Annotated in this window: 20 protein-coding genes and 1 tRNA gene; 10 read left to right on the forward strand and 11 right to left on the reverse strand. The window is 44.1% G+C overall.

Translation table 11 applies throughout. From position 1 onward, the window contains the following. Nucleotides 1-2: 2 nt before the first annotated feature. Nucleotides 3-1,001, reverse strand: coding sequence for a DNA polymerase III subunit delta (gene holA, locus ACLI1A_RS10005; RefSeq protein WP_411408515.1), 999 nt, complete (start codon nucleotides 999-1,001; stop codon nucleotides 3-5). A 47-nt stretch (nucleotides 1,002-1,048) separates the two neighbouring features. Here holA and ACLI1A_RS10010 point away from each other — a divergent pair, with 47 nt between their 5' ends. The 3 genes from ACLI1A_RS10010 (at nucleotide 1,049) to ACLI1A_RS10020 (ending at nucleotide 3,419) form a co-directional block, all read left to right on the forward strand. After that, a complete protein-coding gene (locus ACLI1A_RS10010; RefSeq protein ID WP_411408516.1) occupies nucleotides 1,049-1,501 on the forward strand; it encodes a type I restriction enzyme HsdR N-terminal domain-containing protein in 453 nt (150 codons plus the stop codon). Continuing rightward, the gene (locus tag ACLI1A_RS10015; RefSeq protein ID WP_411408517.1) at nucleotides 1,498-2,487 is read left to right on the forward strand and encodes a glycosyltransferase family 2 protein; all 990 of its coding nucleotides are present in this window, start codon (nucleotides 1,498-1,500) and stop codon (nucleotides 2,485-2,487) included. Before ACLI1A_RS10010 ends, ACLI1A_RS10015 begins: the two co-directional genes overlap by 4 nt. A gap of 80 nt (nucleotides 2,488-2,567) precedes the next feature. After that, nucleotides 2,568-3,419 carry a flagellar motor protein MotB gene (locus ACLI1A_RS10020; protein ID WP_411408518.1) on the forward strand — a complete coding sequence of 284 codons (852 nt, stop codon included), beginning with the start codon at nucleotides 2,568-2,570 and terminating at the stop codon, nucleotides 3,417-3,419. A gap of 523 nt (nucleotides 3,420-3,942) precedes the next feature. Here ACLI1A_RS10020 and ACLI1A_RS10025 read toward each other — a convergent pair. After that, nucleotides 3,943-5,517 carry a hypothetical protein gene (locus ACLI1A_RS10025; protein ID WP_411408519.1) on the reverse strand — a complete coding sequence of 525 codons (1,575 nt, stop codon included), beginning with the start codon at nucleotides 5,515-5,517 and terminating at the stop codon, nucleotides 3,943-3,945. A 141-nt stretch (nucleotides 5,518-5,658) separates the two neighbouring features. On the opposite strand from ACLI1A_RS10025, the gene ACLI1A_RS10030 reads away from it, so the two are divergent. The 5 genes from ACLI1A_RS10030 to ACLI1A_RS10050 all read left to right on the forward strand — a co-directional run bounded on the left by ACLI1A_RS10030 (nucleotide 5,659) and on the right by ACLI1A_RS10050 (nucleotide 9,530). Beyond that, nucleotides 5,659-6,090, forward strand: a complete 432-nt coding sequence (locus ACLI1A_RS10030; RefSeq protein ID WP_411408520.1) for a hotdog fold thioesterase — start codon at nucleotides 5,659-5,661, stop codon at nucleotides 6,088-6,090. A 3-nt stretch (nucleotides 6,091-6,093) separates the two neighbouring features. After that, on the forward strand, nucleotides 6,094-7,134 hold the full coding sequence (locus ACLI1A_RS10035) for an isochorismate synthase (protein ID WP_411408521.1): 1,041 nt from the start codon (nucleotides 6,094-6,096) through the stop codon (nucleotides 7,132-7,134). Nucleotides 7,135-7,292: 158 nt separating this feature from the next. Continuing rightward, entirely contained in the window at nucleotides 7,293-8,009 is a 717-nt protein-coding gene (bshB1, locus tag ACLI1A_RS10040) for a bacillithiol biosynthesis deacetylase BshB1 (protein ID WP_411408522.1), read from the forward strand. A gap of 85 nt (nucleotides 8,010-8,094) precedes the next feature. After that, nucleotides 8,095-8,170, forward strand: a tRNA-His gene (locus ACLI1A_RS10045). Nucleotides 8,171-8,276: 106 nt separating this feature from the next. After that, nucleotides 8,277-9,530: a tyrosine-type recombinase/integrase gene (locus ACLI1A_RS10050; protein ID WP_411408523.1), complete on the forward strand. Its 1,254-nt coding sequence runs from the start codon at nucleotides 8,277-8,279 to the stop codon at nucleotides 9,528-9,530. Here ACLI1A_RS10050 and ACLI1A_RS10055 read toward each other — a convergent pair. The 5 genes from ACLI1A_RS10055 to ACLI1A_RS10075 form a co-directional block, all read right to left on the reverse strand. Further along, nucleotides 9,511-11,334, reverse strand: coding sequence for a hypothetical protein (locus ACLI1A_RS10055; protein ID WP_411408524.1), 1,824 nt, complete (start codon nucleotides 11,332-11,334; stop codon nucleotides 9,511-9,513). The genes ACLI1A_RS10050 and ACLI1A_RS10055 overlap by 20 nt on opposite strands. Continuing rightward, nucleotides 11,312-13,411, reverse strand: coding sequence for a hypothetical protein (locus ACLI1A_RS10060; RefSeq protein WP_411408525.1), 2,100 nt, complete (start codon nucleotides 13,409-13,411; stop codon nucleotides 11,312-11,314). Before ACLI1A_RS10060 ends, ACLI1A_RS10055 begins: the two co-directional genes overlap by 23 nt. 1 nt (nucleotide 13,412) lies before the next feature. Then, complete coding sequence (locus ACLI1A_RS10065) at nucleotides 13,413-13,808, reverse strand: hypothetical protein (RefSeq protein ID WP_411408526.1); 396 nt, start codon at nucleotides 13,806-13,808, stop codon at nucleotides 13,413-13,415. A 3-nt stretch (nucleotides 13,809-13,811) separates the two neighbouring features. After that, nucleotides 13,812-18,524, reverse strand: coding sequence for a phage tail tape measure protein (locus ACLI1A_RS10070; protein WP_411408527.1), 4,713 nt, complete (start codon nucleotides 18,522-18,524; stop codon nucleotides 13,812-13,814). A gap of 70 nt (nucleotides 18,525-18,594) precedes the next feature. After that, nucleotides 18,595-18,771 (reverse strand): hypothetical protein, encoded by a 177-nt coding sequence (locus ACLI1A_RS10075; protein ID WP_411408528.1) that lies wholly within the window; start codon nucleotides 18,769-18,771, stop codon nucleotides 18,595-18,597. Nucleotides 18,772-19,041: 270 nt separating this feature from the next. On the opposite strand from ACLI1A_RS10075, the gene ACLI1A_RS10080 reads away from it, so the two are divergent. Both ACLI1A_RS10080 and ACLI1A_RS10085 read left to right on the forward strand, forming a co-directional pair. Further along, nucleotides 19,042-19,587 carry a hypothetical protein gene (locus tag ACLI1A_RS10080; RefSeq protein WP_411408529.1) on the forward strand — a complete coding sequence of 182 codons (546 nt, stop codon included), beginning with the start codon at nucleotides 19,042-19,044 and terminating at the stop codon, nucleotides 19,585-19,587. Continuing rightward, nucleotides 19,584-19,823, forward strand: a complete 240-nt coding sequence (locus ACLI1A_RS10085) for a hypothetical protein (protein ID WP_411408530.1) — start codon at nucleotides 19,584-19,586, stop codon at nucleotides 19,821-19,823. Before ACLI1A_RS10080 ends, ACLI1A_RS10085 begins: the two co-directional genes overlap by 4 nt. A gap of 88 nt (nucleotides 19,824-19,911) precedes the next feature. On the opposite strand, the gene ACLI1A_RS10090 is transcribed toward ACLI1A_RS10085, so the two are convergent. Genes ACLI1A_RS10090 through ACLI1A_RS10105 form a run of 4 tightly spaced genes read right to left on the reverse strand, consistent with a single transcriptional unit; the run spans nucleotide 19,912 to nucleotide 21,154 of the window. After that, nucleotides 19,912-20,292 carry a hypothetical protein gene (locus ACLI1A_RS10090; RefSeq protein WP_411408531.1) on the reverse strand — a complete coding sequence of 127 codons (381 nt, stop codon included), beginning with the start codon at nucleotides 20,290-20,292 and terminating at the stop codon, nucleotides 19,912-19,914. A gap of 2 nt (nucleotides 20,293-20,294) precedes the next feature. Beyond that, entirely contained in the window at nucleotides 20,295-20,741 is a 447-nt protein-coding gene (locus ACLI1A_RS10095) for a hypothetical protein (protein WP_411408532.1), read from the reverse strand. Then, nucleotides 20,698-20,859 carry a hypothetical protein gene (locus ACLI1A_RS10100; protein WP_411408533.1) on the reverse strand — a complete coding sequence of 54 codons (162 nt, stop codon included), beginning with the start codon at nucleotides 20,857-20,859 and terminating at the stop codon, nucleotides 20,698-20,700. The genes ACLI1A_RS10095 and ACLI1A_RS10100 overlap by 44 nt, the downstream gene beginning before the upstream one ends. Before the next feature lie 16 nt (nucleotides 20,860-20,875). After that, nucleotides 20,876-21,154 (reverse strand): hypothetical protein, encoded by a 279-nt coding sequence (locus ACLI1A_RS10105; RefSeq protein ID WP_411408534.1) that lies wholly within the window; start codon nucleotides 21,152-21,154, stop codon nucleotides 20,876-20,878. Nucleotides 21,155-21,276 lie beyond the last annotated feature (122 nt).

Genomic DNA, 21,276 nt, shown 5'->3' on the forward strand with positions numbered 1-21,276 from the left:
CACTAATTAAAAATCTTTACCAGCATTTCCTTTAGCAGGTCATCTGCCGAGAGTGAGTTGGCCCCCACCCCTTTGCTCTTAACATCCACATCGCGCAGGGCAGCCACTATGGCACTCACCTTTCGCATGGGGTAATTACGCGCGGCTATTTCGTAGTCCTTAATAAAGTACGGGTTTACCTTAAGCATCTTGGCAGCCTGGCTTTTATCCTTAAGCCCGTGGTATTGCAACAACTGGGTGAAAAACCCAAACACCAGCCCCACCGTCATTACCAGCGGGTTATCCTTAGGATTTTGGGCAAAGTACGCTGCTATTTTATACGCTTTCAGCTGGTCGCGGTCGCCTATGGCCTTGCGCAACTCAAATACGTTATAGTCCTTACTTATACCTATGTTTTCCTCTATATGGCTTGGCGTTATGGTAGTACCTTTCGGTAGTATAATAGCCAGCTTTTCCAGCTCGTTGTTTATCTTGCCCAGGTCATTACCCAAAAATTCTACCAGCATGGCAGCAGCCTTAGGGTCTATGGTATATTCACGTCCGGCAAGCACACGCTTTATCCAGTCGGCCACCTGGTTTTCGTACAGCTTTTTACTTTCAAAAAGCAGCCCGTTCTTATCGGCGTTCTTGGTTACCTTTTTGCGTTTGTCCAGCGTTTTGTATTTATACGCCACCACCAGCACCGTTGTGGGCTGTGGGTTGTCAAAATAGCTTTCAAATTTGTCTATGGTACGGGTAAGCTCCTGCGCCTCCTTAAGTATTACCACCTGGCGGTCGGCCATCATGGGGTAGCGCTTGGCATTGGCTATAACATCTTCTACGGTTACATCCTTGCCGTACAGCACCATCTGGTTAAAGCCTTTTTCGTCTTCGGTAAGCACGTTATCCTCAATAAACTCGGTAAGCTTATCAATGTAATACGGCTCCTCGCCCATCAAAAAATAAATTGGCTTAATGTTGCCCTGCTTAATGTCGTTTACGATCCTTGTAACTTCGTCCACCCTGTGTGCGTATTGATATAATGGTTGAAAATACTACCTTTGCCGTTATGCAAAAGCTGAACTTTCCGGAATATAGTTTCCGTTTCAAAAATAGTGAAAATAAAGTCGCCATTTTTGATGACATCCGTAAAAAGTTTATCCTGCTTACGCCCGAAGAATGGGTGCGGCAGCATGTGGTGCATTTTTTGCTGACGGCCAAAAATTTCCCCAAATCACACATTAATGTGGAAAAAGTGGTGAAAATTAACGGCATGAACAAACGTTACGACATTGTGGTGTACCGCCCTGACGGCAGTATTTTCCTTATTGTGGAATGCAAAGCACCTTATGTACCTATAACCCAAACCACATTTGACCAGATAGCCCGCTATAATATGGTGCTAAATGCCGGCTACCTTATGGTAACTAACGGACTGAACCACTACTTTTGCCAAATGGACAACGAAGCCGAACGATATATTTTCCTGAAAGACATACCCCACTATACGCCCATACTATGAAAAAAATAGCCGTAGTAATACTCAACTGGAATGGCAAAGCACTGCTGGAACAGTTCCTGCCGTCTGTAACGCAATCTTCTCACCTGGCTACCGTATACGTGGCAGACAATGCAAGTACCGATGATTCGGTTGCATTTGTAAAAGCACATTATCCTGATGTAAAGCTGATAAACAATGTCGGGAATTATGGTTTTGCAAAAGGCTATAACGAAGCCCTGAAACAGGTAGAGGAAGAAATCTACGTACTGCTAAACAGTGATGTAGAAGTTACCGAAGGCTGGCTGCAACCTGTGCTTAATCTTTTTGAATCAGACAGCAGCATAGCTATTGTGCAGCCTAAGCTACTGGACTATAAAGACAAAAAAATGTTTGAATACGCCGGTGCTGCCGGTGGATTTATAGATAAATACGGTTTTCCGTATTGCCGCGGCAGGGTGTTTGAAACCATAGAGGAAGACAAAGGCCAGTACGATAACAATATGGAAATCTTCTGGGCATCGGGTGCCTGCTTTTTCATCAGGAAAAACGTGTACCGCGAGTTGGGTGGCCTCGATGAGGATTTCTTTGCCCACCAGGAAGAAATAGACCTTTGCTGGCGTGCCAATAACCAAAACCATAAAGTGTATTACTGTTATCAGTCGGTAGTGTACCACGTAGGCGGAGCCACGCTAACCAGTAACAACCCGCACAAAACATTCCTTAATTTCCGTAACTCGTTGTGGATGATGCTAAAGAATGTACCCAAAGGACAGCTGTTCCCGGCACTGTTTATAAGGCTGTCTTTAGACGGTATGGCGGGTGTGCGTTTTTTACTACAGGGACAACCCGCACATTTATGGGCGGTGCTAAAATCTCATTTTTATTTTTATTTAAAAATGTTCCGCTTTTTAAACAAAAGAAAATCAAAACAGTACAAAAAATATTACAAGGTTCAAAGCATTGTCTATCAGTATTTTCTTAAAAGCGGCAAGGTGTTTGAGAATTGATTTAACAATAGTTTATGCACTATTGCGTTCTCAATTTAGATATTAATAGTAAATTTGTTAAAAAATTTAAACAAGCAATTATGAGAAAAGCCTTCCTAGTACTTTCATTAGCAGCGCTTACGCTAACATCATGCGGCACAAAAAAGAAGATTGCCGCACTTGAGGCTAAGAATAAAGAGATTCAGGATTTGCTAAATTCAGCAACCCTGAAACTTAATACCTGTCTTGCAGAAAAAGACCAGTTAAACAGCCAGGTGGACTACCTTAAAAAGAACAACTCTGACCTGATTAACACCACTGCAAATATGACTACCCTTACTTCAAAGGGAGCCGAAAACCTTGAAAAATCACTTGAAAGCCTTAGGGAAAAAGACCTTAAGATAAACAGGCTTCAGGATGCCCTTACCCGTAAGGACAGCGTTACCCTTGCACTGGTTACCAGCATTAAGCGTGCCGTAGGTGTAAACGACCCGGATATCGACGTAAGCGTAGAAAAAGGTGTGGTTTACATTTCACTTGCCGATAAACTACTGTTTAAGAGCGGTAGCTACCAGGTAACTGACAAGGCTAAAGCAATACTTGGTAAAGTAGCCAAAATTGTTCAGGATAAGCCTGATTTTGAATGTATGGTAGAAGGCCACACTGATAATGTGCCTATTAAAAACCCTGTACTTCAAGACAACTGGGATCTGTCTGTAAAACGTGCTACTTCAATTGTACGTATACTACAAAACGATTTCGGTATCGATCCTAAGCGACTTGTAGCTTCAGGCCGTGGTGAGTATGTGCCTCTTGTAGGTAACGACACTCCTGAAAACCGCGCTACTAACCGCAGGACCCGTATACTGGTACTACCTAAAATTGACCAGTTCTACGACATGATAGAAAAAGAAATGAAAAACCAGCAAGCCGGCACTTCAGGCAACAAATAATAAGCTGTAGTTTTTTAATATACAGAAGCCGTCCAATAAGGACGGCTTTATTGTTTTATATAGCCCTTTCAAATTCTTTAGTACACGAATGACTTTGTGTGCTTTTTAGCTTTGCTATGGAAAGCATATGAGCTTGTATTAAGTATAGTGTTTAGACATGTGGCTTAGCGACTTTGCAAGAAATTTTCTACCACAAGGTGCACAATGTTTTTCACAAAGGGCACAAAAGGCCTAAATTATGCTTAATACGAACACCAAGGCTTTCCTTTGGAAAGCAAAAAAGTCCACAAAGCGATTTCTGTCCACACGATAGTCTCAAGAGGAGAACTGACACTCTTGCCTTTTAAGCTTCACTCAAAACTAATAAGATAAAAAGTTTGCTTCAACATCAGAGTGAAGCTGATCCCCTCTTGAGAGGGGTTAGGGATGTGTCATATCTAATGTAAAAAAAACTACTTATTCCCAATAAAAAAAGCTGCACCCGAAATAGGATACAGCTTGCATATTTTTAAATCAAAAGTAATTATTCCTCAGGCTTACTTTCGTAAGCGCCCATATCGGGTAATGTTCCCCTTGCGGTGCCGGTAATATCGGTATTAGGGCTGGTAACTACAGCTGGGTCTGCAGTACCTTCCGGGCCTTCGCCGTCAGTGCCGGTTATCAGCTGCAGTTTGTTGTTAGGCCCATCAACAAAATCAGGTTTGTTCTGAGAACTTGTACGGGCTATTTTAGTACTTAAATATTCTACCAGTGTTGCGTCATTATCACCAAAAGGATACAGGCTATCATGCTCCAGCTGGTTGTAGTCTATAACTTTTATAAGCGAATGGTTAAACTTAATATGGAAGTTAGTACCTGTTTCAGCTTGTTTTTCTAACGACATTGCTATATTTCCAGAACCGTATACAATACAGTTGTCAAAGTTAGCCGTAAGATCTGTAACCTCAATAGTCGTTTCATCCGGTTGCCTGTAATCGTTAAGCAGTAGCGGTACCTGGTTATAACTGTTAAAATAATTAGCAAACGTACAGTACTTAAAGTTATACGTACCACCGAAGGCAAAGGCTGCAGCAGCAACCCCGGCATTATTTACCACAACATTTTCTCCGGTAATATTTGCCCTTATTCCGTACATGGCAAAGTTTGTACAGTTATAAAGTTGCGAGTTCTTTATAGTTACCTTAGGCATCGGGCTGTCGTCATTCACCATGGCGTAGATGCCTATATTAGCATTCTTTAAGGTAAGGTGGTTTATGGTATTATCTTGATCAGACATAATAAGTACCGTACCCCACTGCCCTGCCACATCGGCAAAATCAGGCTCCAGGCGGTCGCCTTCAAAGATTACCTCATTCTCCATTTCCTCTGTCGTAGATTGGGCACCGTTTACTACCAGCCTGCCGCCGGGGCGTACCATAAGCCCGGAATCAGCATGGAAATGCACCCGTGCACCGGGGTCTACCGTAAGCGTTTTGCCGGTAGGCACTGTGGCATAGCCGTATATTACATAAGGTTTGGTATTGTTCCAGTGGTATTCGTTACCGTTATTAGGGTCGGCTTCATCAAGGTAAAAGCCGTAAATATTCGTTTCGCTGTCAAAAGGTACGTTTTCGTAATTACCCTGGTCATCGCGCTGCGGATAGAGGAAATATGCATCCTGCACCAGTGTAACCAGCTCTACATTCTGCGTACCGTTAGTACTGGTAAACTGTATCTGGTCGGTATATAAAAAGGTAGTGGTATTATTAGCATACTCGCTATAATCAATAGTGCTTTCTATAAACACATACATACTGTCTTTAGCCAAAAGCTCTACATTGGTAAACTCCTTACCCGGCATACCGTCTACCATAAGGCGGTATTTAGAGTTTTGTCCCTCACCCAGGCGTATGCTCGGTATCTTAATATCTTTATTACTGCGGTTGTATACCTTAAGAGTGTAAGTACTGGAACCTATGTTAGAAAACACGGTATCAAGATACACGGTATCTTTACTGAATTCAAGTCCGCCTGCGCTGGTTTCAAAAACAAAATCCTCCCGGCATGAGGTAAACGTAATGCAGAAACCGATAAACAACAGGTATATGAGTTGGCGCATGAGCAATGACAATTTTTTGTAAAAGTACTTAATATATTCCTAAAGATAAAAACAACTTAAAGCTAACGCTTTTTCTTACCATTTATTTTGAAAACGGTACTGAAACCTGTGTTTTTCGTACCTTTACAAAAATTAACCTGTATGGCATTTGACAAAGAAAAAGCACTGGAAATGTGCAATGGCTACTGCAAGAACACCCTGATGGAAACCCTTGAAATTGTATTTACCGATGCCGGCGAAGGCTTCCTTGAGGCAAAAATGCCGGTAAACTCTCGCGTACACCAGCCTATGGGCCTGCTGCATGGTGGTGCCAGTGTGGCATTGGCCGAGAGCGTGGGTAGTGCAGCATCATTACTATTTGTAAACCCTGAGTTGCAGGAAGTACGCGGTATAGAAATATCAGCTAACCACCTGCGCAGCAAGCGCGATGGTGTAGTTACCGGAACCGCACGTATAGTACACCAGGGCCGCAGCCTTCACCTATGGGAAATAAAAATAACCGACGAGCAAGGCAGGCTTATTTCGCTTTGTAAAATAACCAATATGGTATTGCCCCGCAGGCGCAATAATTAAGTAATGGAAGATATTTTTATACGCCTGAAGCAGCAATTAGCCGAAGGCAAACCCTTTGCACTCTATGCAAAACCCGGCGAAGCTGTTGTAAATGCGTTGTTTCAAAAAACGGATATACCGCATACCCTTAACGGGCTAAACGGACAGGGTTTTGTCTTTGCGCCGTTTTATAATGACGAAACGGCTTTTATACCACTTAATGAAGCTGAAGTATTTACGGCTACTATTAGCAACAATAACGCAACAACTGTACAATCGGACGAACCGGTTATAAATCCTGAAGCCAAAACTGCTTTTGAAAACCTGGTTACACTTTGTGTAAACGAAATAAAAACAGGGAAATTTCACAAACTGGTAGCTTCGCGCACTGAATTTGTAGAAACGGATAAAGAAATTGCTGCAATATACACCGCCCTGTTGCATACCTACCCTACTGCTTACCGCTACTGTTTTTACCACCCCGTAAGCGGGCTGTGGATGGGCGCTACTCCAGAACAATTGCTTAAAGCGGCTAACAATACTATAAATACAGTAGCCTTGGCGGGTACGCAACTGTTTGATGCCAATAATGAAGCCGTTTGGGAAAACAAGGAGCGTGAAGAGCAACAGTTTGTTACCGATTATATACTGAGCCAACTTGCGCCCTTTACCGAAACCATAACCGCTACAGCCCCCTATACACACCGCGCAGGCGGATTGGTACACATAAAAACCGATATATCGGCTACGCTGAAACACGGAAATGCATTGGCAGACATTATTACTACCCTGCACCCTACTCCTGCCGTATGCGGACTGCCTAAAGAAGCAGCACGCGATTTCCTGGTGGACAATGAAGGCTACAATCGCGAGTACTACAGTGGCTTTTTGGGTGAGCTGGATATGAATGGTAGCACCAACTTATTTGTAAACCTACGCAGCATGAAAATGCACCAAGGCAAAGCACAATTGTTCATTGGCTGTGGCATTACAAAGGATAGCGACCCTGAAAAGGAATTTTACGAAACGGTGAATAAGAGTAAAACGATGCGAAAAGCTTTATAGGACGACCTTCGGAACCACAATCCGACGCTCTAACGTATCATTGTATATTTATGATATGGGGTTGGGAAATCCTTTCAGACGGAAAGATAAGTAAAACTTTGTACATTTGCAATAGCTCAGTAGCTAAGACGCTCAGCGGCTCAGAATCTAAGAAAAAAATGAAACTCGACATACTTGTATTTGGCGCCCATCCGGACGATGTGGAACTAAGCTGTGGTGGCACCATAGCTAAAGAAATAGCGCTGGGGCGCAAAGTGGGCATTGTAGACCTTACCCGTGGTGAACTGGGTACACGGGGATCTGCAGAGCTACGCGATACTGAAGCCGCAGAAGCCGGCCGTATACTGGGCATACACGTGCGCGAAAACCTGCGTTTTCGTGATGGCTTTTTTGTAAATGACGAAGCCCATCAGCTGGAAGTAATTAAAATGATACGTAAATACCGCCCAAAAATTGTTATAGCCAATGCCGTAGATGATCGTCATATAGACCACGGGCGCGGCAGCAAACTGGTTAGCGATGCGTGCTTCCTATCAGGGCTGCGACGCATAGAAACTACACTTGATGGCGAAGCACAACAGGCATGGCGCCCGGAGGTGGTGTACCACTATATACAATGGAAAAACCTGAAACCCGATTTTGTGGTAGACATTACCGGCTTTACCGACGTAAAAGTTGCATCGCTTATGGCATATAAGTCGCAATTTTATGACCCGAACAGCACCGAACCGGTGACCCCTATTGCCACAAAAAACTTTAAAGAGAGTATACTTTACCGCTCTGCCGACCTGGGAAGGCTAATAAATACCGAGCATGGCGAAGGTTTTACCGTAGAAAGGCATTTGGCAGTGAACAGTTTAGGAGATTTATTGTAAAAAGTGAAAATTTTCCTTGTAAAAACAGGAAAAGCATACTATATTTGCACTCGCAAAACAGGTAATACTGCAAGCGAGTTAAAATGGTGATTGTAGCTCAGTTGGTTAGAGCGTCGGATTGTGGTTCCGAAGGTCGGGGGTTCGAGACCCCTCATTCACCCTAAGCTAAAGCCCACTCCCCAGTGGGTTTTAGTATTTTTTTTACTTTTCGAGACGCGTAGCTTTTTATCAATCGGTAACATAACCGGTAACACAAAAGCTACTTATATGCAAGAAACTTTCAATGGATGTACCCGTACCGAAATATGGGCATCGCCACAAAACTGGAACACTACTACAGCAAAATCCAGCCTAAAAAAAGAATGGTATGTGCAATGCCGATTCTATGATCCTGCTTTAAAAGACAAATATCCTTTAGGATTTCAGTATCGCGTGAAAGCGAACAAAGGGACTTATTCACTGGATAGCCGCCGGGAGGCTATTAAGTTTATCCAGGAACACATGGCACTAATGTTGGATGTTCGTGGCTACAATCCTATCACTAAAATGTACATGCGGGTTTATGAGGAAATTCAGGTAGAAATTCCGGAACACACGCCCGCGAAGATTTTATACAACAAAGAAACTCCTTTAATTCTCGCCGTTCAAAAAGCCTACTCTCTTACTTTAGTAGAAGAACATACCCTTAAGGATATAAAGTCTGTTGTAAAATACTTCCTGGAATCATGTGAGGAATTAAAAATTGAACAGGTACCAGTAAACCAATTCCTTCCCATGCATGCAACTGAAGTGCTAAAAAATATTAAGACGAGACGAAACCCAAAATCAAAACGGGAATATCTCTCTGAGAAAAGATACAACAAATATGTTGCTTACCTGACAGGCCTATTTACCATTTTACAAGATAACAAGATGGTAGATTCAAATCCTTTTAAGGCTGTTCAGCTCTTTGCTGTGGAAGTTGAACCGAGGAAAGTATTGACAGATAGCCAGGTTGAAACGATCAACAATTTTCTGTTTGAAAAACATCGCAATTTCTGGCTGTTTATGAATATCTTCCGTTATTCAGGCGCGCGTGAAGTTGAACTCCTGAGGTTAAAATATGAGGATGTTTGCCTGAATGAAAACGATTGGAGTTATACTACACTTATAAAAAAGCAACGGATAAAAACACGTGTTACCCGTCCAATACAAAAACGAGCCCTACCCTATTGGACTATGATTATGAGAATGGCTGAGCCTGGCGATTATTTATTTTCAAATAACCTGGTTCCTGGAAAAAAACCAATCGGAGCAGATGGAATTTCAAAGCGCTGGCGGGAACAGGTAAAGAAAAAACTCGGTGTATCGGCCGACTTTTACGCTTACAAACACTTGAACCTTTCGGAGATTTCAGAGAAACTGGGGCCTGAAGCCGCTGCAATTGCCGCCGGGCACAAGTCTACACACATGGTGATTGAACATTACGACGTTACTTATAAGCAGCGCCTTATGAACCAGGTCAGGAATTTGTCTGCTTAAAAACTTCTGTGGTTAGCCTTACCTCATAAAGGCCGGGCTTTACAGATGTTTTTTCAATCTGCTTAACTATATGGATATTTCCGTAGGCATGCACCCGGCTTTTGGCGGTAAGGCCTTCCAGTTCTTCGGTGTATGCCCGGAAACTCCATTCGTAACCTGCGGCATCTATGCGCTGCTGCAACCACTTTTCCAGGAACTGCTCATGCAGTGCCGGTATATACAACGGCGCTGGATCCTGCGCAATGTTTTTACCGCTCACCATGCCATTATAAAGTATAAACATAGGCTTGGCATCATCCTCAAGGAAACCGTGCGCTGTAAGCACATTATTGCGGTACAGCAATGGTAATGGCAGGGCGTTAAATGTTACCTGCGTTGTTTTTTCGGTTTCGGTATATCCGGATGTAACCGGCCCGGAGGCATCCTGAAATATCACGTCATACATGTACTTTTCATCATTCACATCCTCGTATTTTACCAGGTATGAATTCCCCTTGCTGAATATCCGCTTAGGACGCTTTACCTCAAAGCGTGACATGTCTATAATTTCTGAAGCTTCAATCTCATCTTCAATGAAATTCATCCGGGCTTCGCTTCCTGATGTGTCCAGGTTCATTTTAAACATTTCGAGGCAAAGCTTTACCAAATCGCCAAATGTCATGTCGGGCACCGCGCGTTTAAGGTTGACTTCGTTCAGGTTGATGATACTGGTAATGGCGTTCCCGGATTCGTCATGTAAGCGCACCGGGTTTACAGATAGATTGAAAAGAGTGTCTGTAACATCATTGATGGAACCTCCGTCATATTCAAAAGTAAGGTAATTGGCATTAAGGTCTGTGAGCGTTTCAAATGTAACATCAACAGGTTGATTTAAAGTGATAGCCCCTGTATTCAGGCTAAACAACAGCGTATCCCTATATTTTATCCTGATGTTTGATACAAAATTACCCATCGGAATAAGCTTTACATCTCCCGTAATACGGTATTTTCCCGGGTTTTCTATATCGAGAGTTTTCATAAGATGAACCCTTGGGTTATAAGTAGTGTAATCTATAGTGTCATAATCATCAGTTGTGTAAATTACATCAATGCTCTCCTGGGCAATGGTATTGTAATATTCGCAGTCAGCGTACAGTAGTATTTTTTGGAACAAAGGAAACGTAAGGATATCGCCCGAAAGTGTTTTGCCGGCCGCCAAAAACCCCGCCTGCAGTATGTGCAGCAGGTACGGCAAGGGCTGCATAATATTGCGGTTAATGCTGGTTTCTGTTTCCAGATCCACTTCATTAATCAGAAACGCACCGCCCTGGTAATTGTTGATGATTTTTTGAAACGAAGCCCATTCGTCGGCGCTCGTGTCTATTTTATCAATGTGCACCTGCGGGAAATTATACTTCACAGCAGGCCAACCCAGCGAAATTACATCCGCTGCGTGTTCGTATATACTGGCCACTTCAGCCTGATACAGGGGTAAGTTGGCCAACTTGGTTTCAAAGTTGGGAAAATCATCCAGGCCATAACGCAGGGACAGGCTCGCAGTGTCTTCTATTTCCTCCAGCTCCAGCTCTGCTTCCTCCATTACATTCCCGTCTACATACGTGCCTTTAAACAGGGTAACGGCATCGGCGCTGTTGTGGTTTGAAACCATGCCCATGGCAATGTCTGTTTCATCATCTAACAGGAATGTGAAGGGGTAACTGTATTTCGAAAAATATTCGCCGGTAAACCAGGGGTTCTCGGCAGTATCGGTAATACTGAAGCCCGAAAGGTCCAGTTCAAAATCAGAATGAATAAATTTCCTCATTGGTTTTTCTGTTTATCTGGAATTCAAGGTCAAAAGATACCAGGCTTTCATCGGTGTCCACCGTTACCAGTTCTTTCGGTACCGGCACCATGTCTATTTCAGTATTATTTATGAGCAGCGTTGCCTTGGGCGAACGCGAAAGGCTTTCAATAAATGCTTTTTCCGACTTCAGGATCCAGCCGGTATTTATGGTAATGGTCGATGTTTTTTCGCTCTCAAGTTTATCCAAAACGGTAACCAGGTCCTGCTCCAGTTCCTGTGTACGGTTGGTAAAAGCATTCTTCAGCTTCACTTTACCGGTACACTCCAGCACGGAGCGCAGCCTATGCTCGTTTTCCCACACCACATGACACGAAGTGTACCCTTCAGGGAAAACAATAAACGTACGCTTCAGGCTCCGGGTTTGGAACGGGAACATAATTACAATGTCAAACACGTCTCCCTGAACAGCGCCCCACTGGGCAAAGTTCATACGATATTGCCTGATGCCCGGCTGCATAGAAAACCCGGAAACCGGTGCGCCGTTCCGGAAAACACGTATATTGGCCGATCCGGTTATGAGCATGTTTACAATATGGTACGACGTGGCCGTTACCCTGCGTGCGCCCGGGCTTATGTCCAGGAACGCGCATTTGTTCAGCAGCGCGGGCGAAATACCTGCAATAAAGTAATACGGCCCCAGGGCGTATGAAAATGTACTTCCACCTGCGTATTGCGTAACATCAAGGTAAACCTCGGCAGGCTTGTACATCAACTGATTATTATTACCCAAATCTTCCGGGCGTTTCATAAGCTGATGCACGGGCTTGCCTATGTTCAGCTTTTGGAAACCGTTAAACAACGGCGCTTTAAAACTCGCCGTCCTGTCCTGGTATGCTGTGCCAAAATAATCGTACACCCGCGCCCTCAGGTCTACCTGAAAATATGTAGTGCCGGGCGCCGAAAATTCCATAAACAATTTATCCAGGGTAAAGGCATAATCACCCTCTACATACGGCATGTTTATCGCATCATTTACAAAATAAGTTACGCTTATGGTGCCAATGATATCGCCTGAGGCATTTTTTAGTACGATATCACCGGTATATGTACCGCCATCCATGTTTGCTGATGCAATGGGCTGCACTACCAGGGTAATGGTGCCGTTTCCGGATGTGGGCGATAGCGTAAGCCACGACGGCTTTGTAAACGAGTACGAAGCCGGGAACGTAATTACCACGGTTTGTGCCTCGGCTTCTGTCAAACCCTTCAGGGCTTCAAAATACAGCACTTCCTTTTCCAGAAACAGCCCGTTTTCCTGTACAAATGTGGCGGTAACGGGCAGTTGTATCAGCCCGCCGTTTACGTCAGCATACAGGGTAAGCGGGTTTTCAATTATCGGATTTGGCATTGCACCCACAAACATGGCCATGTTTATATCCAGGCTTCCGGTTCCTGTAATAATGCTGGGTACCGTACCCGATACTTCAGCCCCTTCAACAGGGAGCCACACAAAGCCCAGTGGCGCTTCTATGCTCCAGCTGGCACCGTTTACATTTACCGGCGTAGTGCTTACAATGTACGTGTCACCGCCGTCAATCACCCAGTTAAAATTGAACCCGAAAGGCGTAATTACAGGGGTATCGGCTGTAAACACGTGTATTATTATGGTAAAGCTGCGCTTGTCTATTATGGTAGATGCCCCGGCAGCATTAGTACCCCGTATTTCAAAAGTCACCTGGCGCGTATACGTGCCCGGGGAAAGCAGGTTCAGATTCTGGAAAGTTATGGTAACATCGCCGCCCAGGCTATTGGTGTAAGGCAACCATTCGTTATCTGTAATAACCGGCCCCGAGAGGTCTACTACTTCAGGCATGGGCGGTAAAGAAAAATAGCTGCGGTACGTAAAACTACTGTACATAAGCTCAGGCCCTGTGCCAATGATCGCTCTTATCTGTACCGGAACCGTTACCGATGCCGGTGTGGCACCGCCCTGGTAATATGCCACCTCTATGGGCATAAGCGGCATAAGCCACGCCTGGTACCAGGCTGTACTTGTAATAGGGGGTTCTGAGGGCGCTGTAATCTGAATCGGCATTTTATAACAATATTGGGTTTATTTCTGATATATCCTGAACGTATATGCCATGTGTGGCCACGGTTTTTATAAGTGCTGCCTGATACCATATTTCCAGGTGCAGGTAATCTTCAAAATAAAATATGGTACGGTCAACAAAACGGGCGGCGCCGGTAGCGCCAATCTTTTTAGACAAACCATTCTGAACGTATGCCTGCACATCGGCATTAGACGTGAGCAGGATTACATTATTGCACAGCGCCGGGTCTTCACCCTGAAGCTCTGCGGCGGCACGCCCGGTAAGTACAATATGCGCAGCGGGATTAAAATCCGGGACAGCGGCGGCAAGCTCATACAGTACCCTGTCCAGGATAGTGTTTACCCTGCTATCGCCAAAAATTGTGTTTTCTGTATACATGGCTTATTTTTTTGCTTTATCTCTCGAGGCATTAATTTTGTCAAAGTCTTCCAGCATGCGCTTTTGTTCACGCACTGTAGGAGCATAGTATGCCGGAACACCTTTGTCGCGCAGGTCGCGCATTACGGCAGTGTTTTCCTCCAGAGCCATGGCCACACGCAACATCACCGCATCGTTAGTGCTATTGCCTGCCGGTACTTCGTACCTGCTGCCACCGGTAACATCATTATTGTACATGCCCTGCTCAAAACCTTTAATGGTGCGCAGCTCACGCGTAAGCAATGCTTTTGTACCAGGGCTAAGGTTGCGATAGGCATCGCGGTCTATTACCATTTCGGGGCCGTTTTCACCTGCCAAAAAGTACGTAGGCTTGTTTACCATGCCGCTGCGGGTTTTACCGCCGTACCCCGCCTTAAACATTTTTCCATCCTGCTCACGGCGCACATATTCCGGATAAAGGCCTTCCTCATAACCGCGTGCCGGCAGTGGCTGTTTACTTATCGTGGCTATCTGCACAGCGCCCATGGCTGCGGTAAGCGCCGCAAAAACATAACTGGCAGGCGGAGCCATGCCCAGGGCTGCGGTAACACCTTTGGCAGTGTTTAGTATTGCATCTACAATGGCCATTTGCTTTTGGCGCTTGGCTTGCTTGTACTCCAGGTCGGCCTTTTTCTTGTCCAGCTCGGCATCCAGCAGTTCCAGCCCCTTAGTGTACTGTTGTTGGTTTATGTACCCGTTGTCCAGCTGCCACTTTAGTTTCTTCTTCCGGGTATCAAGGTTTTTCTCATACTTGCGCAGCGAGGCGTTTTCATTGGCAGCAACGTAGGCATTGTATTGCCCCCATATATTTTGCAGGCTGCTCACCACCATTTGGGCGCCTTCAAGCTTGCCTTTTACCGTATCTAGATTATTAAAAACCTGTGTCCACTGGTCTGCTGTAAAACCAAGTATATCAGCATTAGCAAAAGCAGAAGCAAAATTATTGGCATCGCCATTACCGGTAAGATCGGCCTTGGCTTTAAGCAGTTCCGAGATTTTAAGCTTCAGCTGGTCTACATCATCCTGAAGGGATTTCTTTTGGTCTTCGGTAAGCAGATCCAAAGACACTTTGTTGTTGTCATCTGCAAGGATCCTGTCCTTTTCGGCAAGCATTTTATTAAGGTGGTCCAGCTGTCGTTGCAGTTCCTCCTCGTTATACTTTTTCTGAAGCCTTTCTTTAGCCAGGTTTACATTGTATGCTGATGCAATTTCAGCCTTGTATGTGGCCATTGCGGCTTTTTTCTGCTCTTCGGTAGCACCCTCAGCAAAATAGGCTCTGTTAAACTTATCGGTAATGTACTTTTTGGCTGATTCCTTGGTAGCGTATGCGGCCAGTTCTTCATTATGCGCTGTTTCGCGTAGTATTCCTTCGCGGTCAAAGGCGCGCTGCAAATCCTGTAATCGTTTAGTTTCGCCTTTCTCTGAAATTTTTTCTAAAGCAATTTCATGGCGGCCTTTTTCGATTTCAATTAGGGAATCTATATGTTTATTTTTCTCCAGCCATGTTTCAAGGATATGAGTGTAGGCGCCTCGCTGGATTGATGTCGTATTTGGATCATCAATTTTTGCCTGCATTTTAGCGATTTCATCCTCCCTTACTTTTTGCTTTGTAAGGTCTTCTATTCTACGCCTATATTTTTCTGCCTCCAGAGCCTCCTCTTTTTCGATATTATCTTCAAGGAGTGCTATCCGCTCGTCAAAAACCTGCCTTTCAAGATTTGTGAAATCTTTTTCCATTTGCGCAGCTTCCTTCAATGCTTTTTGAGTCGCTTCAAGACGTTTTTCGGCCTCAGTTTTACCTCGGGATTTACTCTTACCGGCATCGCCTGGAACGGTAGATTTTTTACCAGTAGTTTCCTCTGAAGCTGATGAAAGCCCAAGCAATGAATCAATCTCAGCCTGTATTTTTTTAGCTTCTTCAGAATCAGCCTTTACCTTTTTCAGTTTCTGCTCCAGCTTTTTAACCGTTTCAGCAATATATGCTGTATAGTTTTCCATGTTTTGACGGGCTACTTCGGCATCCTTTTTTGCCTGAACATAAGCTTCATTTGCATCGTTTTTCAATGCTTCGTTTGTCGCATAAGTTCCGGTACCACCTCCCATTGTAGAGGCCCCACCACCAGTATAGGCTGTTTTGGAACGCTCCTTATTTCGTTTTTCTATTGCAACATTAATTTTGTCTTCTTGTATCTTTTTTAGTAGCGCATCATATTCAGCATTTTCAGCCTCCGCAACCTGAGAACTTATTTTATCTCTCAATGCTGCACGTGCTTTTGCAAGTGATACCGCTTCAAGATTTTTTAATAGTTTATCATAAACCCCGGCAAGTTTTTCTGTAGCTCTAAACTCAGCATCAACGGTGCCAACAAAATCCGGAGAAATCTCAATAAGTTTTTCATAAGCTTTTTTACGGGTTTGGAGGGAAGTATCTTCGTCTTTTAATACCGCAATCAGTGGGTCAATTTTGCTTTTAAGATCAGTTGTTGCCTTACCCAACTCTTTTTTATATTGAATGTCGGTTTCAAGTGCAGCATTTACTTTTTTAATAGATTTTTCGGTATCATCATTTGATTTCCTGAAAGCTATAAATGCTGTAGTTACAGCAGCAACAACCGCTAAAAGCGCTCCAAATGGGTTCATTCCCATGGCTAGTGTTAAACTTCTGTATGCATCGCGTACTTTAGTAATGTTGAAAGTTAAAAAAGCTTTCGCAAGGGCTAAAGATCTTGTTGCAACTTGATTTATTACCAACTGCGCATACTCTAATCTGAAAATGATATTAGATAATGAAACTGCAGTTTTAAGATTATTACTCCATAACGCCGCAAGTTTAGTGGCAGTTACATAGGAAAAAATACCGGTAACCAGAATTGAAAGCACTTTTGCCATAAAAACAATTCCATTGCGCCACCCGGTAACAGACCCTTCGCTATCTTCTATTGCCCCAACAAACTTAGCCAGCCAGTTTACCGCGCTTTCCAGGAATGCCACCACGCTGTCGCTGGTAAACCAACCCTCTACAACCTTTTTAAGGCGTGCCAGCGTTGCGGCTAGGTTACTGTTCTTCAGGTCATACTCGGTGGTAAGTGATGTGGCATCGGCCATGCTCTGTTTGGCCAGTTCTATTTTGTCCCGGAACAACTGCGTATTATCAGCCGCAGCACCCAGTACCATTTTCACTTCGTTGTCGTTAAGCTTCAGGTAATCCAGTATCTTGGCCAGGTCGGTTGCATCCAGCCCCTTCAGGGAATTAGAAAATTGCAGGAAAAACTCCGTAGGGTCGGTATTAATAAGGTCTTCCAGTTCTTTTTTGTTGCGCCCCATCACTTTGGCAAAGGCACCGGTATCACGCGCGGCTATGCTTATTACCTTGCCGTAGTTTGTGGCAGCAATTTCTGCCTTCAGACCGCTTTCTTCAAACGCTGCACCCAAGCCGAGTGCCTGCTGTATGCTGGGCTTCAGCGCCCCGGGCAAATCCCCAACGCGCTGCGCAAACTCTGCCACGTTAGCCTCGCTCGCTGTTCCGGCAGCACCCAGGTCATTCAGCGCAGAACCCACGCTTTCAAACGCCGACTCTACCCCGCTGTTTTTCAACTCTTCATACAGTCCCTTTATCTTACCCAGCTTATCGGCCACCACATCGGGCCCGCCCTGAAAACTATCGCCCAGGGCTACACCCGCCTTATTCATTACCCGTACAAAATCGCCTATCTCATCCTTTGCTATACCCAGACGCCCCCCTACTTCGGCAATGCCCAAAAGCTCTATCCTGCCGGTACGGGTTTTAAGCGCCCCAAAAGATTTGGCCAGCTCGTCCACTTCCCTCTTTGTCATGCCGGTGGTCTTTTGAACATCCGTCATTTTTTCGGCAAGCTTCCCGTTAAAGTCGATCATCTTCTGTATGGAGAGCACCACGCCCGTAAGCGCTGCCACCGCCGAAGCCGCAAGCGCTGCATAACGGTTAAAGTTATCGGCAAGGCTGCCAATGCTCCAGCTTGCGGCTTTGCCTTTTGAGTTTAACTCAGACAGCCTTCCGTTAACGCCATCCAGTTCGGCTTTATATTTTTTGTAATCGTCTGTTTCCGGAATAAGATGCGCAAGTGTAGCGCTCAGCTCGCGAGCTCTCGCCTTAAGCTGAATAGTAGTCATTTCGGTAAGCTTCAGCGTACCGGTAAGTTCTTTCAGCCGGGCATCGTTCTTATCTATAGAAGCGTTGGTTTGGTCAATCTCTTTTTTTAGCGGAATGTATTTTCCCTCCAGGTCTTTTACCTTGCCACCAAGTTTAATGTATGATGTGGCCAACCTGTCCTGAGTGTCCCACAGGCGCTTGCCTTCGCGCTCAAGGTCATTCACAACTTTTGCCTGGGCTCTATACTGTGCAGAATTTTTGCCCGAAGCTGCTTCGATTTTTTTGAGCTTATCTTCAGCCTCAGCATGCACACGGTTCAGTTGGTCAAAAGCAGTTTTGGTTTTGTCTAGCTGTTGTTTTTGGCTTTCGTAGCTTTTCCTGGTTTTATCCAGTTCTGTTCCCAGTACCTTTTCCTGCTTGTTCAGTTCTTTTACCGCATCCTTCAGCTTAATATTGGCCTTTTCGAGGTCCAGTATTTCTTTCTGGGCTTCGTTGCCGTTGATTACGATATTAAGCTTGATTACTTCGTCGGAAATTTTCTTGGCCATGGCACTGGAGAATTAATCTCCAAAAGTGGCCCTGCGGGAGGAAAAACTTTGTAACATGAAAAAAGCCCCATTAAGGGGCTTTCTCTAACTTGTAAAATATTTCTTCGTCTAATGACACAACAGCGTGCCAATCATCGTCTACCAGGTGCAGTTTATTGCCCTGCAATTGCCATAAGCATTCCGATTCTATTTCGGAATCGCCTGTAAACACTGGCTTTTTGTTACGGTAAAATGTAGGCGCGCTCATAACTTACTGGTTAAGTGTGCCTAAGTTACCAAAAAATGTTAAAATCCGAGGGGTGTTTTCACTTTGGTTCTGCATATATGGAGTGAATTAAAAAGCCCGCACGCAAGGACTGCAGAACCAAAGAAATTATCTATGAGTTGGAGGACCACTCCTTCCAGGGCGCGGGGTATTGTTAGCAATGAGTTTAATGCCATGATAATTTCTATAAAGTTCTGCATGGCAAATGTAGGGAATTGTTTATTTTTATGGAAACTAAAAAAAAACTAACCAATGAGTATTTCTAAGATTAAAGAAATTGAAAATCTCAAAGTAAAAATTGATGAAGCTATCAATAATAACGTTGAAATTTTATTAGAAAAAAAGCAGCAGGCAATGGAAGACGCTTTTGAAGCGTTTACAACTTTGTTCATAGAAGAAGGTTTTACTATTGAGAGCAAGAATATAAGAGAACTGTACACTAAAAAAGCTAGGTACAAGAATTTTACTATTTCAATAATGACAGATGTAGATGATACCAGTACTTCTTTTATAAAACAGACTATAGCAATAAAATCTGACCGCTTCGACTATGATATTGCCGTAATATGGGAATACAATGATTATACTGAGCCTGAAAAACCAAATAGCTTTTATGAATATGATGACGAAATCGACTACTTAAGATTATTGCTATCCTATCATTTAGTCGAAAATGAAAAGTTTAGAGCTGCAAAGCCTGCATACACCTTATACAGAAGTGAAGTGAATGAGGAAATTTTAAGACTGCCCAGGTCAAATTCATTTTATGATTTATTGAAAGAATTAATTCAGGAATGATAATCCGGATAAATATCCTTTTTACGTTTTCCCTGCTACTGATCAGTTGTCGGGCGAAAAACGTTATTAAGCTCAACGATGAAAGGATAAATGAAACCGGTGGCACAGAGCAGCCGCTGGACACGCTTGCAGCATACCGCAAAATGCCGGGCAAACCCAAAACCGTGCATGTAGATGGCTATTACCGTAAAGACAGCACCTACGTTAAAGAACACTGGAGAACCGAAAAAGAATAAAAAATGCCACTCCGTAGAGTGGCATTTTAACCAACCAACCAAGTGTTTTTTTAGAGAAAAACACGGTTGTCAAATATATAATATTTTTTTATTCCTCCAACTTTTTCATTTCCTCTTTCACAGCATCAGTATACCCGTACTTCAGTTCGCGCACAACATTATTGTAGTGGCCCCAAATGATACGGTTATATATAGGGTGGTTTTTCTTTGGTTTCTTTGTCTTGGCTTTGCCCTTACCTTTCATAATGCGCTTCATATCTACAAAGCGGTGCTTTAGGCGCTGCTTATACTCCAGCTGGTTGTTTTCCACGTTAAATACCCGCGCAGAAAGCCAGTCCGGGTTTTTAAATCCTTTACCGGCAATATATTTTACCTGCGCCTGGTCTATCTCTTTGACCTCAGTAACCAGGACCCGCTTTATAAGGCGCCCCTGTAGTATATCATCGTGGTTCTGCTCCGGCTTGGCCATGATTACAGTTCTGTTATCAGGTTAAAAGTTATCTCATACCCCTGGCACTGGGTAAGTGCCCGGCGCGGGCCTATATTGAGGCTCTCAATTATAAGCTTACCCATAAGCCCACAGGAATGCTCTTCATAATCCTCAAGCATCAGCTTTACAATGGCAGCAGCAGCGGCCTGTGTACGCTTAAAGCTTTCGCCCATGGCGGGCAGGCCGGTAGAATAATCAATCTTTTCCAGCACCAGGAACGACGTAATGTTGTTCCATTCGTAAAGGTTGTCCCTATCCTTATCATGATCGGCATACAGGGCTACAAGCAGTATATTATCGCTAGCTTTATGGTCGGTAAGCACTTTGGCCAGCTGGGCTTCGTCAGAAAGCGTAACTGTTTTTTTTATGGCAGGCACACGGGCTTTAACGCTCTCCGCATACTCCTCCAGGTCGGCTATCAGCAGCATAGGTACCAGGTGTTTGGGTTAACGATTGCGGCTTATACTGTAAAGGTATGCCGGTATACGGGTTAGTATGCTGCGGCTCCAGGCCAACGGCAAACTGTTTTAAAATTGATTTATTCATAATTTTTAGATTTTTGTTACCAGGAATCTCCGGCACCACCTCCACTGAAATCACCGCCGCCAAAACCATCACTGAATCCGGTACTGCTGTCTGAGCTACCAAAGTCTAAACTGCTGCCGTAATCTGATGAACTGCTCGCTGTATCATTTGAACCTCCCCAGTCAAACATCGACATCGTAAAACTATCTGAAGTGTCTGTGGGGTAAGTACGGCTTTCCTGCCTGCTGTCTGCTGGTTTTTCTTGATAATCGGAATTGTATTGACTGTGCGGCATCGGTGCTCTGTAAACCATCATTTTAGTAGATTTTCTCTTTTTAGGCCACAGCCTACCGAAGAACGCTATTATTGCTAACTTTAACTTCAGTATCGCTCCTGTAAAAGTCTGCTCGGAAATATGCTGTCTTTGTTCACTGTTAA

Origin of the sequence: Flavobacterium sp. RHBU_3, from assembly GCF_046613565.1 — a bacterium.
Classification (GTDB): Bacteria; Bacteroidota; Bacteroidia; order Flavobacteriales; family Flavobacteriaceae; genus Flavobacterium.

Coding starts and splice junctions, on each gene's coding strand:
- ACLI1A_RS10030 (WP_411408520.1), top strand. CDS start 5,659: ATGGCATTTGACAAAGAAAAAGCACTGGAAATGTGCAATGGCTACTGC.
- ACLI1A_RS10035 (WP_411408521.1), top strand. CDS start 6,094: ATGGAAGATATTTTTATACGCCTGAAGCAGCAATTAGCCGAAGGCAAA.
- ACLI1A_RS10100 (WP_411408533.1), bottom strand. CDS start 20,859: ATGAATAAATCAATTTTAAAACAGTTTGCCGTTGGCCTGGAGCCGCAG.
- ACLI1A_RS10020 (WP_411408518.1), top strand. CDS start 2,568: ATGAGAAAAGCCTTCCTAGTACTTTCATTAGCAGCGCTTACGCTAACA.
- ACLI1A_RS10015 (WP_411408517.1), top strand. CDS start 1,498: ATGAAAAAAATAGCCGTAGTAATACTCAACTGGAATGGCAAAGCACTG.
- ACLI1A_RS10065 (WP_411408526.1), bottom strand. CDS start 13,808: ATGTATACAGAAAACACAATTTTTGGCGATAGCAGGGTAAACACTATC.
- ACLI1A_RS10080 (WP_411408529.1), top strand. CDS start 19,042: ATGAGTATTTCTAAGATTAAAGAAATTGAAAATCTCAAAGTAAAAATT.
- ACLI1A_RS10025 (WP_411408519.1), bottom strand. CDS start 5,517: ATGCGCCAACTCATATACCTGTTGTTTATCGGTTTCTGCATTACGTTT.
- ACLI1A_RS10095 (WP_411408532.1), bottom strand. CDS start 20,741: ATGCTGCTGATAGCCGACCTGGAGGAGTATGCGGAGAGCGTTAAAGCC.
- ACLI1A_RS10060 (WP_411408525.1), bottom strand. CDS start 13,411: ATGCCGATTCAGATTACAGCGCCCTCAGAACCCCCTATTACAAGTACA.
- ACLI1A_RS10105 (WP_411408534.1), bottom strand. CDS start 21,154: ATGATGGTTTACAGAGCACCGATGCCGCACAGTCAATACAATTCCGAT.
- ACLI1A_RS10010 (WP_411408516.1), top strand. CDS start 1,049: ATGCAAAAGCTGAACTTTCCGGAATATAGTTTCCGTTTCAAAAATAGT.
- ACLI1A_RS10050 (WP_411408523.1), top strand. CDS start 8,277: ATGCAAGAAACTTTCAATGGATGTACCCGTACCGAAATATGGGCATCG.
- ACLI1A_RS10055 (WP_411408524.1), bottom strand. CDS start 11,334: ATGAGGAAATTTATTCATTCTGATTTTGAACTGGACCTTTCGGGCTTC.
- ACLI1A_RS10070 (WP_411408527.1), bottom strand. CDS start 18,524: ATGGCCAAGAAAATTTCCGACGAAGTAATCAAGCTTAATATCGTAATC.
- ACLI1A_RS10075 (WP_411408528.1), bottom strand. CDS start 18,771: ATGAGCGCGCCTACATTTTACCGTAACAAAAAGCCAGTGTTTACAGGC.
- bshB1 (WP_411408522.1), top strand. CDS start 7,293: ATGAAACTCGACATACTTGTATTTGGCGCCCATCCGGACGATGTGGAA.
- ACLI1A_RS10085 (WP_411408530.1), top strand. CDS start 19,584: ATGATAATCCGGATAAATATCCTTTTTACGTTTTCCCTGCTACTGATC.
- ACLI1A_RS10090 (WP_411408531.1), bottom strand. CDS start 20,292: ATGGCCAAGCCGGAGCAGAACCACGATGATATACTACAGGGGCGCCTT.